13 protein-coding genes and 1 tRNA gene are annotated in these 15609 nt (G+C 44.9%); 6 read left to right on the forward strand and 8 right to left on the reverse strand.

What is annotated here, in order from left to right; all coding sequences use genetic code 11:
* The first annotated feature begins 55 nt into the window (after positions 1-55).
* Positions 56-589, forward strand: a complete 534-nt coding sequence (locus ACTHQF_RS02225) for an RNA polymerase sigma factor (protein WP_440428214.1) — start codon at positions 56-58, stop codon at positions 587-589.
* Here ACTHQF_RS02225 and rlmF read toward each other — a convergent pair.
* Entirely contained in the window at positions 586-1491 is a 906-nt protein-coding gene (gene rlmF / locus ACTHQF_RS02230) for a 23S rRNA (adenine(1618)-N(6))-methyltransferase RlmF (protein WP_440428215.1), read from the reverse strand. The two genes, ACTHQF_RS02225 and rlmF, sit on opposite strands and share 4 nt — an antisense overlap.
* A gap of 78 nt (positions 1492-1569) precedes the next feature.
* Here rlmF and recO point away from each other — a divergent pair, with 78 nt between their 5' ends.
* Positions 1570-2295, forward strand: coding sequence for a DNA repair protein RecO (gene recO, locus ACTHQF_RS02235; RefSeq protein WP_440428216.1), 726 nt, complete (start codon positions 1570-1572; stop codon positions 2293-2295).
* A 122-nt stretch (positions 2296-2417) separates the two neighbouring features.
* The gene (locus tag ACTHQF_RS02240) at positions 2418-3605 is read left to right on the forward strand and encodes a porin (protein ID WP_440428217.1); all 1188 of its coding nucleotides are present in this window, start codon (positions 2418-2420) and stop codon (positions 3603-3605) included.
* A gap of 20 nt (positions 3606-3625) precedes the next feature.
* On the opposite strand, the gene ACTHQF_RS02245 is transcribed toward ACTHQF_RS02240, so the two are convergent.
* Entirely contained in the window at positions 3626-4708 is a 1083-nt protein-coding gene (locus ACTHQF_RS02245; RefSeq protein ID WP_440428218.1) for a sensor histidine kinase, read from the reverse strand.
* A 132-nt stretch (positions 4709-4840) separates the two neighbouring features.
* Positions 4841-4918: transfer RNA gene (locus tag ACTHQF_RS02250), tRNA-Val, on the reverse strand.
* 500 nt (positions 4919-5418) lie between these two features.
* Between ACTHQF_RS02250 and ACTHQF_RS02255 the strand changes: the two genes are divergently transcribed.
* Positions 5419-6273 carry an ATP-grasp fold amidoligase family protein gene (locus ACTHQF_RS02255; RefSeq protein ID WP_440428219.1) on the forward strand — a complete coding sequence of 285 codons (855 nt, stop codon included), beginning with the start codon at positions 5419-5421 and terminating at the stop codon, positions 6271-6273.
* Positions 6274-6344: 71 nt separating this feature from the next.
* On the opposite strand, the gene ACTHQF_RS02260 is transcribed toward ACTHQF_RS02255, so the two are convergent.
* Positions 6345-8870, reverse strand: a complete 2526-nt coding sequence (locus tag ACTHQF_RS02260) for a PAS domain S-box protein (RefSeq protein WP_440428220.1) — start codon at positions 8868-8870, stop codon at positions 6345-6347.
* A 122-nt stretch (positions 8871-8992) separates the two neighbouring features.
* Positions 8993-9574 carry an outer membrane beta-barrel protein gene (locus ACTHQF_RS02265; RefSeq protein ID WP_440428221.1) on the reverse strand — a complete coding sequence of 194 codons (582 nt, stop codon included), beginning with the start codon at positions 9572-9574 and terminating at the stop codon, positions 8993-8995.
* An 85-nt stretch (positions 9575-9659) separates the two neighbouring features.
* On the opposite strand from ACTHQF_RS02265, the gene ACTHQF_RS02270 reads away from it, so the two are divergent.
* Both ACTHQF_RS02270 and ACTHQF_RS02275 read left to right on the forward strand, forming a co-directional pair.
* Positions 9660-10577, forward strand: coding sequence for a bestrophin family protein (locus tag ACTHQF_RS02270; protein ID WP_440428222.1), 918 nt, complete (start codon positions 9660-9662; stop codon positions 10575-10577).
* Positions 10578-10690: 113 nt separating this feature from the next.
* Positions 10691-13252 carry an ATP-binding protein gene (locus tag ACTHQF_RS02275; RefSeq protein WP_440428223.1) on the forward strand — a complete coding sequence of 854 codons (2562 nt, stop codon included), beginning with the start codon at positions 10691-10693 and terminating at the stop codon, positions 13250-13252.
* Here ACTHQF_RS02275 and ACTHQF_RS02280 read toward each other — a convergent pair.
* The 3 genes from ACTHQF_RS02280 to ACTHQF_RS02290 form a co-directional block, all read right to left on the reverse strand.
* Positions 13249-14322 (reverse strand): sensor histidine kinase, encoded by a 1074-nt coding sequence (locus tag ACTHQF_RS02280; protein WP_440428224.1) that lies wholly within the window; start codon positions 14320-14322, stop codon positions 13249-13251. The two genes, ACTHQF_RS02275 and ACTHQF_RS02280, sit on opposite strands and share 4 nt — an antisense overlap.
* Positions 14323-14395: 73 nt before the next feature.
* Positions 14396-15037, reverse strand: a complete 642-nt coding sequence (locus ACTHQF_RS02285) for a response regulator transcription factor (protein WP_440428225.1) — start codon at positions 15035-15037, stop codon at positions 14396-14398.
* A gap of 12 nt (positions 15038-15049) precedes the next feature.
* On the reverse strand, positions 15050-15454 hold the full coding sequence (locus ACTHQF_RS02290; protein WP_440428226.1) for a response regulator: 405 nt from the start codon (positions 15452-15454) through the stop codon (positions 15050-15052).
* Between the last annotated feature and the right edge of the window lie 155 nt (positions 15455-15609).

A 15609-nucleotide genomic window follows, 5' to 3' on the forward strand; every position in this document is an offset into this window, starting at 1 on the left:
AATTGGTATGTCAATTGTTATTATTTGTTTATCTATCAACCAAATCTATTAAACAATGGACACTAAAGCATTTAACTTAAACATTTTTAGTCATAAAGATTCTTTATTCTCTTTTGCGTTCTCATTCACTAAAGATACCGACGATGCGAACGACCTGTTTCAGGAAACAATGCTGAAGGCCATCAACTATTCAAGTCAGTTTAAGGAAGGAACCAATTTGAAAGCATGGTTATACACCATTATGAGAAACACCTTTATCAACAACTACAGGAAAAGCTCCAAAACCGATCGAATCATGACGGTAACAGATGACCTGACTTCCGATAAATTATTCTTAAGTGCTTCGATGAACGGCAGTGAGGGCAAGTTTGTAATGGACGACATCTACAAAGCCCTGGAGAAACTGCAGCCAGAATACTATACGCCTTTCATCAAATACTTTGAAGGCTATAAATACCACGAAATCGCTGATGAGCTGAATATCCCGATCGGCACGGTTAAAACCAGAATTCACGTGGCAAGACAAATCTTAAAGAAACAACTTAGAATTTATTCTAAACTTGCGGAGGACCAGGATCAGGTAGCTTAAATACCGAAGTTCCAGGCTACAAACCTGCTAATCTTTTGACCTTGGGCCATTTCGATGCTACGCAGCGAAGTGGCCTTTACTTTTTCCAAGGCATTGTATATACCAGGCAGGTTGCTGTTTTTGGACACCAGGCTGGTGTACCAGGTCTTTGATTTTGGCAATTCAGCGCTTTCAAATACCATCTTGCGAATAAATGCCTGTTCACCACCTTCCACCCAGAGCTCTACCTGCTGACCGCCAAAATTCAACACTTTACTTTGCTTGCCCAGGTTGCGCAGTTTGCGGCCGGAGCCAGCTGCAGCTTCTTCTGCTGAGGCATGGAAAGGTGGATTGCACATCGTTAAATCGAATGTTTCCCCAGGTTTGATGATTCCCTTCAGGATCTGCTGTTTGTTTTCCTGCAGTCTGATCTGTACGGCACCTTGCAGCTCCGGGTTTGCAGCAACAATGTTCTGAGCGGATTTAACCGCCGTTCGATCTACATCAGAGCCTACAAAGGTCCAGCCGTATTCCTGATGTCCAACAATCGGATAGATGCAGTTGGCACCCACACCGATATCGAGCACACGCAGTGACCGTCCTGTCGGCACAACACCGTTATGGCTTTCGGCAAGCAGATCGGCCAGGTAATGGATATAATCCGCCCGTCCGGGTACCGGCGGACAAAGATAACCTACGGGAATATCCCAGTGCGAGATGCCATAAAAGTGTTTAAGCAGCGCGGCATTTAAGGTCTTTACGGCTCCGGGATCAGCAAAGTCTACCGATTCATCCCCATAAGGATTGATTTTGATGAAATCACGAAGCGCAGGTACTGCTTTTACTAAAGCTGCAAAATCATAACGTGAACGGTGTTTGTTCCGGGGGTGTAGATTGGTTTTTTCGTCCTTTGCTTCGCTCATTGTGGTGTAATGCTTGCGGCAAAAGTACTTGATAAATTCCGCTTCAGGCAATTTAACTATCTTTGTTTAAAATATCTTATGCTGCACAAGACCCGCGGAATTGTACTGAAAACCACCTTCTATGGCGATACCGGCGTAGTGGTTCAGATATTTACGGAGAAATTTGGTATTCAGTCGTACCTGATAAATGGGGTACGGAAACCAAAGGCAAAGGTTAATTTAAACATGCTGCAGCCTTTACACCTGCTGGAAATGGTGGTTTACTTTAAAGCGAATACCGGCATTCAGCGTGTAAAAGAGCTGCAGTCCTCCCCTATATTCCGCAGCATTCCCTACGATATCATCAAGAGTACCATGGTGATGTTCCTGAATGAAGTGCTTTATAAAAGCATCAGACAGCAACATACGGATGAACATCTGTTTGATTTTATATACAATAGTATAGCCTGGTTCGACGAGGCCCAGCATGCCAGTATTAATTTTCACCTTGCCTTTCTGTTAAAACTTTCCAGATATCTGGGATTTGCACCGAGCGTGGAAGGCAAAAGTGGTCAAAACTACTTCGACCTGCAGGAAGGGGCTTTCTGTAGCCGACCTCCGGTACACCCCTACTACATGGATAAGACGGACGCACAGATCTTCATTGCGCTTTTTACCACGCCAATGGATAAACTTAATGAAATCAGCCTCAGCAAGTTGGACCGACGTGCCATTCTGAACAAGATCCTGGTATTTTACACCTTGCATACCGCGTCTTTCGGTGAAATCCGTGCACATCAGGTGCTTGAAGAGGTGCTTTCCTGAGCTGTGAAGGCCCCAAAGCCAGAATTGGTGAATATATTCGAAATGAATGGCACAGAATTGAGGCTAAGGTGCTTTCTTTGCACATTCTTAACAAACACCAGAACATTAACAAATTCTTAATAATGAGATTAAAGCAAATACTTGCTCTTGCGGCAACATTTATTGCTCTTACCACTGCTGTTCGCGCGCAAGAAGACAATACACCCAAATGGTATGACACTTTCTCCCTTCGTGGTTATATACAGGCTCGCTACAATGCATTTCAGTCCAATCCCAATCTTGGTTGCGAGCAATGTGACAAGAGCTGGAATGGCAACAGCAGTTTCTTCATCCGCCGTGCCCGACTGGTCTTTTCCGGGCAGATTGGCAAACAGGTATTCTTTTATTTCCAGCCTGACTTTGCAAGCTCCACCTCAGGAGGTCTGAATTTCGGACAGATAAAAGACGCCTACTTTGATCTGGGATTGGATTCAAAGAACGAATACCGGATTAGAATTGGACAAACGAAAATTCCATACGGCTTTGAGAATATGCAATCCAGCTCGGTGCGCATTCCTTTAGATCGTGCTGATGCACTAAATAGTGCTTTTACCAACGAGCGCGACCTGGGCGTGTTCTTTTACTGGGCTCCGAAAGAGAAACGTGAACTACTGAAAAATCTGGTGAAGGACGGACTTAAAGGTAGTGGGGACTTCGGCATCTTCGCCATTGGTGTTTTCAACGGGCAGACACCGAATCAGCTGGATCAGAATAATGAGCTGCATACCGTAGCCAGGGTTACTTGGCCGTTTGCGATAGGCAATCAGATCATTGAGCCCGGCATCCAGGGATATACCGGTAAGTTTGTGGTTCCGGAAAATGAAATTTCCGATGACGTAAAGTATACTGCCGATCGTAATTACCTGGACCAGCGTGTGGCAGCGACGTTTGTCTTGTATCCAAAGCCCTTTGGCATTCAGGCGGAGTTCAATGTGGGCAAAGGTCCTGAGTTTAATAAACAAACAGATTCCATCGAAGTGCAGAACCTTAAAGGTGGATATGTAACCATGTCTTATCTGATCAAAAAGAATGATCAGACCTTTATTCCGTTCCTGCGGGCGCAGTACTACGATGGGGGCAAAAAGCATGAACTTGATGCCAGAAGTTATAAGGTTAACGATTTTGAGTTCGGTGTAGAATGGCAACCTGTACCACAGTTCGAACTGGTGGGCAGCTACAACTTCTCCAAAAGGCGATATGAAGACTTCGAGCTACCAGACAATTATCAAACCGGCAATCTGCTCCGTATACAGGCACAGCTGAACTTTTAGGGTTCAGCTGCTCGAAACAGTTAGTTTGTTTCAAGGTTAAGATACACTGCAAACACAGAGCCTTTTCCCGGTTCACTCTCAACAGTGATTCTACCGCCTGCATTACTGATGATTTCTTTTACCAGATAAAGGCCAATGCCTGTGCCTTCAACATCATCAGCCAGTCGTTCATACTTATGGAAGATATTCTTGAAGTCAGCTTCAGGTATGCCTCTGCCATTATCCGCAATACGGATCACCATAAATCCATCTTCTTCCGTTGTCTCAATTGAGATCTCTAGCCGGCGATCCTTTGCACGATATTTAATCGCATTGTTAACAAGGTTGTAAACAACGCTGCGTAACTTCCGTCGAACAAACATCACCTGCGAGACAGCAATCTTACTGGTTATCAACGCACGCGACTCTTCAATTTGTGCTGCAAGCGTCAGGCGGACATCTTCAACGATATGTTCAAAACTTAACAGTTCTTCCTGTGCCTGATATTTATGTTGTTTCCAGCGGGCATTCGTCAGATCATTGATGATCTGCTGCATGTTGAGCATGCTGCTTTCCACCTTTGCCAGCAAGACCGGAAAGCGCTCCATACCTTTTTCCGGGACTTGTTTAAGCAATCCGATAGTCAGACCTAGGCTGGTGAGTGGAGATTTGATATCATGAGAGATGGTGTCTAGCAGCATCTCGTGTTCGGCGATGAGCTTTTCCTGTTCTCTCAGGTCTTTGATACGCATTGTGATTTCCACAAATGTAATGATCACACCATTGGTCTGGTTTAGTTTTTTAATAAAATAAGGCAGGATATTCATCTGGTACCAGCGCATGTCTGTCGTCTGAATTTCCTTTTCCAGGATCTCTCCAGAGTTGATCACGTGCCGGATGTTATCCATAAACGCGGGAAAACGGAAGTGCTCTTTGATTTCGGCCAGTGGGCGCCCTATATCGGAATTGGCCAGTTTGAACTGTTTCATCGCCGGTGGTGTAAATTTCCGCAGGATGAGCTGGGCGTCTACGAAGAGTTGTGGAATGATCGTATTTCCGAAATAGTTTTCTAGCGTCTCGTTAAGTTCAATAAGTGAATTAATCTGCTGGTCTTTATTCTGCATAGAGGTTTGATAACGTACGCCGTAAGTTTTGACCTGCGCCAAGCTGGGCTTCGTTGCTGTTCAAGGTAAGATAAACAATATTCCAGCCGAAAACGAGAAAAGCCTCTCAGTATGTACTGAAAGGCTTTTCTTTGGTGGGAGATACTGGGTTCGAACCAGTGACCCCCTGCTTGTAAGGCAGGTGCTCTGAACCAGCTGAGCTAATCTCCCTTTTGGTTACCTTCTCAACATTTAAGCTTTTTTAGAAGTCTTTTTCGTTGTTCGGTGTGCAAATATACACCCAAGTTTTAATTCTGCAAAAGTTTTTTCAGTTTTTTCTTAAAAATCTAAGTCCAAAAGGCCTTTAAATGGGTCAAAAACAGCTATTTTAGGGTTTAAAGCCAAGGATATCAACCTCTTACCGGACAACATTTTTTTTTAAACTTTTTTTGCTGCCTGTACCCTTCTGAACGATGTGAGCAGTTATATAAAAGAAAACTATTCTAAATCGAGATTCGTTCCGTCAAAATCCCAAACACCCCCGCCTCCCTTCTTCAAAAAGATTTTTAACAAAACAAGTAAATTAACCCACTTATGTTTTTTGTACACTAAAATGTACCAGCTAACATTTGGCCAGGCACTTATTTACCCTTAAATTTAACCCCTTATTGATCTTAAATGGCGATTGCCCGATACTAAATTGGAACATTTTAACAACGTATTACGCCCTCATGCTAAAAAATATTAAAAGGAGAATTCTAAACAGTGGAGAGTTCTCTGATAGAATCGTAAGAAGACATAATGCATTCTGGGCTGACCCAGCTTCTGAGAAGATCAGAAATGTCCGTATGTCCCATACTGATCCAATAGAAAAATGGATGGATGTCCCTTATTGGCAGCGCAAGCTGAGCAATAAAGCTAATGCACGTGAGTTTGCATTGATGCAAGGCTGCCAGGTACCCGAACTGTACTGGCGTGGCGCTGACGTTGATAATATCGACTTTAGCAAACTTCCTCCATATTATGTGATCCGGCCGACAACAGGACACTCCTCAAAAATGGTGTTTGTCATGGATCATGGTACAAATCTGTTTGATGGAAAAAGATATGCACCGGAAGAAATCGTTGCGGAACTTAAAGAAGCTGTCGGCCAGAAAGCAGATCAGGAGTTTCTAATTGAAGAATTCCTTCAGAATGAAGAAGGTGAATACAATGTGCTTACCGACTATAAGTTCTTCTGCTTCAACGGCGAGATTGCAGTGGTTTGGGAGATTAAACGCTTAGGTCCGAAAACCGGCTTCGCAACCTTCTATGACGAGCATTGGAACCAAATCAACGAAGTACATGTGTTCTATCCACCTAAAGAAAAAGGTCCGGCACCAAAATGTTTCCCGGATATGGTTCGCCAGGCCAAGAGCCTGAGCAAGGCATACGGCATCTTTGTACGCTTAGACTTTTACGCAACCAATCGCGGCGCGGTATTCGGTGAATTTACACCTACCCCAGCTTTAGGCAAAGGTCACACCCGTTTCGGCAAGAAGATCCTGATTCAGTATTGGGACAAGTACTGCAAGGGTCTAATCTAAATTAAACACTTCAAATAACAACAGAAAGGATCCAGCCACAACACCTGGATCCTTTCTGTTTTCTAAAGCTTTCAATTACCGGGCTCTGGCTTCTTGTCGGTTTCTGCAAGTATCGCGGTAATGATCTGGTCCAGTTCACGGGCAGAGTCCGTTAGATGCGACAGTAGTTCTTTATTCGTAATCTTACCTTCATTATAGGTCAGCAATTCCGACAAGCCCATAATCCGGGCAAGTGGTGCACGCACAACATGGCTTTGCATCCAGGAGATCTCCTTCAAATACTTATGCTCTTGTTCCATATTACTGATGTAGGTTAACCGTTCCGTTGCATCCTGCATTGCGCCAATCATGCGTTCCGGTTCCCCGGAGGCATTAAACACGAAGAAACCACGATCAATTACCGCCTTGTAGATGCCCCCTGCAGCCAGGAAACGGTACTGCTGCTTCCATCTTGTTTTCTTATCACGCAGGTGGATAAAGATCTGGTCCACTAACTGTTGCTGATCCTCAGGATGGACCAGATCAAGCCAGCTTAGCGTCTGATCTTTGCCGTCGCAGCAGTCGTAGCCAAAGATCTCCTGAAAGCCCTTGCTCCAGGTCAATCGATTTGTTTGCAGATCCCAGTCGTAAATGGCATCTACGGTAGCCCTCGAGATACGGTTATAATGCTCCAGGTTAGCCCTGATCTTACGTTCATTGTTAATCCGCTGCGTTACATCCCGCCCATTGATCACGATGCCCCCAACAGCATGTTCCTCACTCAGGTCTGTGATGAAAATTTCGATCCAGCGATGTTGTTTAGCACCTATGACAACCCGGAAAGGTTCGAGCCGCCTTGATTTAGATATGCCCAGGTTACTGAAGCCTTCAACCACCCGGGCCTTATCTTCGGGGTGGATAAACTCAAAAATATTCTTATGCATGAGCATTTCCGAATCTACCCCCAACACGCGCTTGGTCGATGGACTCACATACTTGAACGTCCCCGATAAATCAAGTATTGCAGTGAGGTCAGACCCATCCTGCACCAGCGCCTTAAAGCGCTGTTCACTCGCTCTCAACGCTTCCTCTGCTTTTATCCGGTCAGTGATGTCCTGCGCAACAATGATCCGGGCAGTATCATTCCAGGTGGTCAGTGGCTGACTAAGGATTTCAGCAGTCAGGATTTCCCCTGATTTCTTAGCCAGACGCACCTGCGCTTTGTTCACTTTCCTGGTCCAGGCTTTCTCCTCTAGTATCTGCTGAAGAACGTGCTGTTCATCTGGCGGATACATAAAGCGAACATCCATTTCCATGAATTCAGCCTCTGAGTAACCATAGGTCTCTGTTGCTGCAGCATTCACCGCCAGAAACCTCAATGTTTTTATATCGTACACCCAAATTGGAAAGGGGCTAAAATCAAATAGCTTTTCATAACGCTCTTTAGTATCCTGTAATTCTTGCTTCGCCTTAATCCGAACCGTAGCATCCCGAAAGTAGATACTTAGTCCGTCATTATTCGGATAAGCCGACACCTCAAGCCACATGTTTTTCGAAGGTAAGTACTCATCGAAACGCACAGATTCCTTTGTGGAAAGCACCTTGCGATAAGCATCGATAAAGGTGTATTCCAGTGCAGTAGGAAAAAAGTCCCAAAGGTTTTTCCCAATGATCTCCGATCTTGGTGTATTCAGGATGCGCTCCGCTTCTTTATTCCAATAGGTCACCGTCCAGTCCTGATCCATTGCAAAAAAGCCGTCCTGAATACTCTCCATCATCTCTACCAGCTGCTTTTGCTTCGCCTCAGCTTGTGCTTCCGCTTCCCGCAGCTGTGTAAGATCCTTGGTAATCATATAAACGCCCAACACCTCATTATTGATGATGATGGGGATAAAGGTTAAATTCAGCACCAACATTTTACCGTCAGCGGTTAGCGCCTGGCTTTCCAGGTTCTGTATTTCTCCTTTGATAGATTTTTGGAATGCCTCGAACACCTGCTGGAAGTCAACTTCCGGGATCAATGGAAGGAAAGATATCGACAATAGATCCTCCCGCTTAAAAGCACTCAGGTCGGCAAAGATCTTGTTCACATCCAAAAAATTGCCGTAAAGATCAAGCGTAGCCATCGCCTCCGGATAGTCGTTAAACAAAGGATGTGCGAAGCTATCATGCAAGGATTGTCCTTCCTTTTCTCCACGGCTTTGCTGCGTAACGAAGTCCGTCACATCAACAATCGTATGTACCAGGTACAACACCTGACCATTTGCATCCATAATCGGCGTAGTATCCGTATTCCAGAACCTGGTTTGTGCCTCAGATCGCCCGTCCATCACCAAATCATACCGCTGCAGACGTACCTTGCTCGGCTTCTTCAAACGGAATGCATTCTCTAAAGCAGATCTAAATGCCTTTACCCGCTTCTGGTTTTCCTCACCACCGCCTTCAGGAAAGATATCGAACATTCTGCACCCGATCACCTGGCTCAACTGCTTGCCGGTTGCACGCAAATAAGCCTCATTCGCATCGATCACCGTGAATTTTGGAGAGTCAGGCAGTAAGAAAAGACAAGGTGTAGCCGATGATTTATAGGAGTTTACGAGACGATCGTTAGCGGGCATACGGGTATCTGGTTAAGGACTATTAATTTATAAAGATTTTGTACCATTCCATACAACAGGACATAAAAAAACCGGTTTGTGGCAAGATGTGCTACAAACCGGTCTTCCTATTGATGCCTACATTATCTTACATCGCGAGATACCTTCGCTGCAGTACCTCTGCCTGGCAGATAGATCTGCAATCCGAAAGACAGATTAAGTTTATGTTGGTACCCCTCGTTACCAAATCCAGTTAGTCCATTGTACTTCACCAGTGTCTCCAAACCAATGTTCGGTGTAATGAAGTATGCGAAGCCTGGACCAAAACTAAAATCAAAGCCGTTGGTATTACCACCACCCTGACTTACGTTAAGCCCACCCAATCCGGCTGTAACCTCTCCGAAGATACGGCCATGATTCAGGACTTCAACATCTGATCCGGAGTAGTAACGCGCCAAAGGTCCCACACCATAGCTGATGGTGGTTGCCGAGTTCTTCGCGGTTTGCAACCCGAAATTCGCATAGGCACCTAAGGCAATGTTGTCCTGCACAAACCAGGCAGCTTTAGGAGAAATGTTAAATTCAAAAACATGTGGGTCATCGATTCCGAAATTGATCCCTGCAAGGTTACCGCCGACCATGACGTTACCACGTTGAATTTGTGCCTGAGCGGTTAGCCCGGCGAAGCCTGCAACCGCAAGCAGTGTTAAGAAAAACTTTTTCATAGGTTAAAGGTTTAGGTTGTTATTTCTCATTGTTTCACAAAGCCTATGCCACCAGCGGCGCCGTGCCAAAAGCAATTTATTTTTTATGATTATCAGAAAACAAGAAAACTGGTTCAGAATGCTCTTTATCTGGCGAGGTTCCGTGCTACCACGCCTGCTTTACCGCCTGGGTCTGCTATTCGCCCTGAGCCTGCTGGTCCTGTATTTCAACGGTGTGCTTTTCAACTTTAAGATCCAGCTTAACCCGGCGCCATTCACACTCTTCGGCATTGCGCTGGCCATATTCCTGGGCTTCCGCAACAACGTAAGCTACGACCGTTTTTGGGAGGGACGTAAACTTTGGGGCGCATTATTAAACACCACCAGATCGCTTGCCAGACAGGCACAAACCCTCAGCGACCTCCCCGATGGTAATAACGCAGCGAACAGGTTTGTGAACCTGCTGATTGCCTTCACCTACTGCTGTAAACACCAGCTCCGCAATACAGATGCCGGCGAGGACCTCGGCAGACTGCTCGGTACAGCAGACCGCGAACGGTTTGTCCATGCCAGGTACATTCCGAATCTGCTCGTACTGGAGATGGGCAGCTGGCTCAAAGCGCTTCGTACCAACCAACAGATCGACCCTCTCCTGGCAGCCAACATCGATCATAATTTTAATGCACTTTCCGACATCATCGGTGGCTGTGAGCGCATTGCCAGCACGCCCATTCCCTATACTTACAAGGTTCTACTGCACCGCACGGTGTATATTTACTGTTTCCTGCTTCCTTTTGGCTTTGTCGACAGCCTGGGCTGGATGATGCCTCTAATTGTCACTTTTATCGCTTATACCTTTGTGGCGCTGGAAGCAGTTGCCGATGAACTCGAAGATCCTTTCGGCACAGAATCAAATGACCTGGCACTCAACGCGCTCTGCGCAATGATCGAAAATACGCTGCGGGAGATGAAAGGCGAGCCCCTGCGCTCTGTACCGCAGCACAAAGATTATAATCTGGATTAATCAACATCCCAACGAAATTACGTACGTATATACAGCCCGTACAATTTTATTTGCAATGCAATTATGGCGCTAGATTTGATAACGAAAGCTGACACACAAACTACCCCTAATTAATGACCTTTATAAATGATCCTTTATTTCAGGCAGCGCTCCATACGCCTTATCCACGTATTGTAATGGTGGCAGATCAGGGCGACTTTAAAATCCTCAGCTACAATAAGGCTGCGAGTGCCTTGCTAAAAGATGAATATGCTTTAGCCTTAAACCTGCAGCAATTCATCGAAGGGAGATATCGCGATCAACATACCAGTAGAGCCGTCATAGAAGGCCTGCATACGGCTCAGGAAAATCAGGAAACGATACTGCTCTACTTTTCTACAACCGAGATGGATGTAAATGACGAGTTGGATGAACAAAATTGGCTACAGGTGGAGATTGTCCCGTTTCAAACGCCGGATCATAAAACAGACTACCTGCTGGTAAATCTGATCAGCCTCCCGATTGCCCCATCCAGCAGCGAGCGTGCCCGGGAAACCTTCTTCAAGCAGCAGAATCTATCAGAGGAACTTGATGCCACCAATGAAGAATTATCCGCCAGTAATGAGGAATTAACAATCACAGTTGAAGCCTTAAACCAGGCGCAGGAAAACCTTAGACACACCAATGAGATTCTGGAGCGACGGGTTAGAGAACGTACCCTGGAATTACAGAACTCGCTTTCAATCATTCAGGAAGAAAGAAAGCGACTTAGTAACATCATCGCCAATATCCCCGCAGGGATCTGCATTTTAAAGGGTAGAGATTTTATTCTGGAGGATGTGAATAAAGGCATGTTGCGCATCTGGGGTAAGGACATGCGCATCCTTGGCACCAAACTGCTCGATTTCCTGCCGGAATTGGAGCAACAGGCATTTCCGGCTCTACTGCAGCGGGTTTACACGACTGGTGAACCCTACATTGAAAGAGATGCACGTCTGGATATTGTTACCGGAGATGGTAAGAAGACCATCTATCTTGACTTCTCTTATACGCCACTTTTCAATTCAAAAAAAGAGGTGGACCGCATCCTTGTTCATGCTGATGATGTTACCGAACGAAGTTTGGCGAGACTCCGTGAGCAGTATCTTTCGGAAGAGCTTACCGCCATCAACGAGGAGTTATCTTCTTCCAATGAAGAACTGGCCGCAACGAACGATGCCTTATCAGATTCACAGAAGACCCTGAAAAAAAGTGAGGCGAGCCTCAAGTTTATGTTCAATGCTATTCCGCAGCAGGTCTGGACCGCAGCTGAAGGAGGCAAGCTCAACTACGTAAATCAGATGATGTGCGAGGAACTCGGACAGGATATGGAAAGCTTGCTCCAACAAGGCTGGAGGCAATTTATACACCCCGATGATCTACTCGGTGCAATAGAAAAATGGACCATTGCCCTGCAGACTTCCCAGCCAATGGCCGCCGAATACCGCCTGCGATTTAAAGACAACAAGTATTACTGGCACATGGCCAAAGCAGTGCCGATGTTTGAAAACGGAATACTTAAGCTCTGGATCGGTACCAATACCAACATTGAACTTCAAAAAGCCAGTGAACAGAAAAAGGATGAATTCCTTTCTATTGCCAGTCATGAGTTAAAGACACCGCTCACGAGCATTAAAGCCTTCAATCAGCTGATCAGCAGAACCAGGGATAACGATAAAGTGCAACACTTTTCTCAAAAATCTGCCGAACACATCGATAAGCTGGAGTGGCTCATTAACGATCTGCTTGATGTAACGAAGATCAATGCCGGAAAGATGGTGTACAACATGCAACCACTTAACTTCAGGAATTTGCTATTGAGCAGTATTGATACCATACAACAAACCAGCACAACACACCGGATTATTCTTAAAGGAGCGGAAGAAATCACCTATATAGGTGACCATTTTCGCCTAGAACAAGTCGTACAAAACTTCTTATCCAACGCAATCAAATATTCCCCCAGAGCAGATCAGGTGATTGTAGATTATAAGATCGAAATGGACAACATCGTCGTCTCCATACAGGATTTTGGTATCGGGATCGCACGTAAGGATTTCAACCGCCTTTTCGATCGCTACTACCGTGTGGATAATTCGGCCATGCGTTTTGAAGGACTTGGTTTGGGACTATATATTTCTTCGGAAATTTTAAAACGTCACCAGGGCAGCTTTTGGATTGAAAGCGAAGAAGACCAGGGCTCGACTTTTTACTTCCGGCTACCACTGGAACTATCGACCAATCAAAAGCAGGAGATCAATCGGGAAGATTTCTTTAAGAACCAGGCAGTCACCATAGTATATAATGATGCAGATCATCGTTTAGACGTAGACTGGACAGGGTTCCAGGACTTAAAGACGGTACAGCATGGCTGCCTCAAGATGTTGGAAATGTTAACCCGGCATAAAGTAAGCAAAGTGATCAACGACAATAGCCATGTGCTTGGCACCTGGTCTGATGCTTCCGACTGGGTGGGTGAAGTATGGTTCCCAATGATGGAAAAGGCTGGATTGCGCCAGTTTGCATGGATTTACTCCCCTGCAGCATTCAGTCAGCTGTCCGCGCAAAAAGCCGCTGATGTGGCTTATGGTACGGTGCTCACGCGCTTCTTTACCGATATCGCCGTAGCAAGGGAATGGATTACCTCAAATGATTAGTCGCAACCCGGAATTTCAATGTAGAAGGTGGTTCCTTCGCCTACTTTGCTCGTAAACCAGATCTTACCCTGGTGCCATTCTACAATGGTTTTGATAATAGACATGCCCAGCCCCACGGAAGTTTCCCCCTTAATACCGGAGCGCCTGGCCTTACTAAATTTGTCAAATATTGTTGCGTGAAATTCCTCAGGTATACCGATGCCGGTATCTTTAACTTCAATACGTACGCGGTCATTATTTCTACCCACACGAACTTCAATATTTCCATTATCTGGCGTAAACTTCAGTGCGTTGGATAATAGATTATTAATGACCTGCATAAATTTATATTCATCGATCTCTGCATAAATTGCAGGCTCCTCGACAATAAAGCTAAAGTTCTTCTTAAGTTCCACTTCATGCTGCAGGTAATCCTCCATAAAGATCGATATCCTGTCTACCAGATTATATCGTGTTTTAACAAGATCTGTAGCAGAGGCTTCAATAAATTCTAACTTGACGAATTCCTGGATCAAGCGAATACAGCGCCTAGCAATACTCTCAATGGAATGTATCATCTTCAAAGTAAGCGTGTCACTAGGATTCGTTTTCTGTGATAGGAGGTAGCTGTAATTGGATATGGAACCTAAAGGCCCGGCCAGATCATGTGACAAAATGTTCAAGACGGCATTTTTCTTACTGGAAAGCGCCTCCATGGTATCCAGACTTTCCCGGAAGCCGGTCATATCGTCGATATAACCCGTGATCACCCGACCATTTACTTCACATTCTGATAGTGCCATACTGAGACGCAGATAATGCAGCCGTTCCCGAAGTATAAACCTGAACTCCAGGTTGTCACGGAACTCTCCAGGTTTCATAGATTCAAAGATGGTCCTAAGATAATTCTGATCTTCGGGATGAACCATCTGAAAGAGCAAACGTGGTGTTGCCTCCTCCGGTTGAAGTTGAAAGAAGGCTCGAAACGCCGGGTTAGAATACAAATAGGTGTTCTTACTGATGTCAAATGCACAGTAGATTCGCGTATCATGGTTCGCTAAATCAAGAAGAAGTTTCGCTGGATCTGACATAATATAAAAGCAAGGAAGCCTGTGAAAAAGGGAAGTAGAAAGGGGCTGCAACTACAACCCCATGTAAATCTTTTTAGATGAGCCTGTTTAACACGGCATATTTAATGAGTGTAGCGGTGTTCTTACAGCCCGTCTTATCCATAAGGTTCTGGCGATGTCCTTCAACCGTTCTACGGCTGATGAACAACTTCTCGCCCATTTCGCTGTTGGTCAAGCCCTCACCGATAAGTTTAAGGATTTCCAATTCACGACTGTTCAGATGTAAATTCACTGGTTCGGTTGCCAAGGCAGGCGGTCGTTTTGAAGATCGTTCCAGCAGGCCGAAAGACAGGTCTGAGCTGATGTATCTTTCCCCGGAGACAACCTGCCTCAACGAAAAGATCAGCTCATCCGGGCTTACGGTTTTTAAAAGGTAACCGGAAGCACCTTCGGAAAAGGATTGGATCATGTACTTTTCATTGTCCAGCATAGAGAGCATTACGACTTGAATTTTCGGATCAAACTCCTTCACGGCTTTGATCAGCTCAATCCCGTCCATATCCGGCATATTTATGTCAGCCAGGATAACATCAGGCTTATTGCCGTTTTTTAACAACTCAATTGCTTCCAGCCCGTTATGGGCTTCGCCTATAACATTGAAACCTTCATGTGTCTCCAACAATAACCTTATGCCATCTCTAACCAAATTATCATCTTCAGCTAAAATCACATTCATCTTTCTTCTGTTTTATTTTATTTTTTGTTTATGCAAAGAGTTTTCGTAACTACCTAATTTACAATTATTTTTCAACAATTTCACCTGCTCAACCAAGTCAAAGATGTCAAAAGGCTTAGCAATAAATAAGTCACAGTTGTAGCGCCCTAAGGATAATGTGTGCTTCGGGAAAGCAGAGATGATCACCACCGGAAGATCGGGATCAACCATTTTGATCTCGTGGCACAAATCACCACCATTTAGGCCCCGAAGTAAAAAATCAACAATTACCACATCAGGCATAAAGTCTTTAACTACAGCAACAACATCATTTACCGCCAGTAAGGTTTTAACCTCAAAATTTTCTTCAGCAAAACATTCTGTTAATACATCCAGAATGGATTCCTCATCATCTATTATCAGTACTTTACCTTCCATGAGCTCCGGTTATTACTTTTTCTAACCAAAGCATAACCCGGAAACACCGTTTACCAATGATTGTAAAGCAAATCTACAAAAGTTCAGAATCTAAATCTACACGTACATTTACCTCAAAAATAAGTAATACTACCTATTCGAAATGCGCTTTTGGC

The sequence above is a fragment of the Pedobacter sp. SAFR-022 genome, assembly GCF_051965375.1.
Taxonomy (GTDB): domain Bacteria; phylum Bacteroidota; class Bacteroidia; order Sphingobacteriales; family Sphingobacteriaceae; genus Pedobacter.

Excerpts from the sequence above, each read along its gene's own strand:
- recO (WP_440428216.1), top strand. The coding sequence starts at position 1,570 with ATGCTGCACAAGACCCGCGGAATTGTACTGAAAACCACCTTCTATGGC.
- rlmF (WP_440428215.1), bottom strand. The coding sequence starts at position 1,491 with ATGAGCGAAGCAAAGGACGAAAAAACCAATCTACACCCCCGGAACAAA.
- ACTHQF_RS02255 (WP_440428219.1), top strand. The coding sequence starts at position 5,419 with ATGCTAAAAAATATTAAAAGGAGAATTCTAAACAGTGGAGAGTTCTCT.
- ACTHQF_RS02290 (WP_440428226.1), bottom strand. The coding sequence starts at position 15,454 with ATGGAAGGTAAAGTACTGATAATAGATGATGAGGAATCCATTCTGGAT.
- ACTHQF_RS02285 (WP_440428225.1), bottom strand. The coding sequence starts at position 15,037 with ATGAATGTGATTTTAGCTGAAGATGATAATTTGGTTAGAGATGGCATA.
- ACTHQF_RS02265 (WP_440428221.1), bottom strand. The coding sequence starts at position 9,574 with ATGAAAAAGTTTTTCTTAACACTGCTTGCGGTTGCAGGCTTCGCCGGG.
- ACTHQF_RS02275 (WP_440428223.1), top strand. The coding sequence starts at position 10,691 with ATGACCTTTATAAATGATCCTTTATTTCAGGCAGCGCTCCATACGCCT.
- ACTHQF_RS02260 (WP_440428220.1), bottom strand. The coding sequence starts at position 8,870 with ATGCCCGCTAACGATCGTCTCGTAAACTCCTATAAATCATCGGCTACA.
- ACTHQF_RS02245 (WP_440428218.1), bottom strand. The coding sequence starts at position 4,708 with ATGCAGAATAAAGACCAGCAGATTAATTCACTTATTGAACTTAACGAG.
- ACTHQF_RS02240 (WP_440428217.1), top strand. The coding sequence starts at position 2,418 with ATGAGATTAAAGCAAATACTTGCTCTTGCGGCAACATTTATTGCTCTT.
- ACTHQF_RS02280 (WP_440428224.1), bottom strand. The coding sequence starts at position 14,322 with ATGTCAGATCCAGCGAAACTTCTTCTTGATTTAGCGAACCATGATACG.
- ACTHQF_RS02225 (WP_440428214.1), top strand. The coding sequence starts at position 56 with ATGGACACTAAAGCATTTAACTTAAACATTTTTAGTCATAAAGATTCT.
- ACTHQF_RS02270 (WP_440428222.1), top strand. The coding sequence starts at position 9,660 with ATGATTATCAGAAAACAAGAAAACTGGTTCAGAATGCTCTTTATCTGG.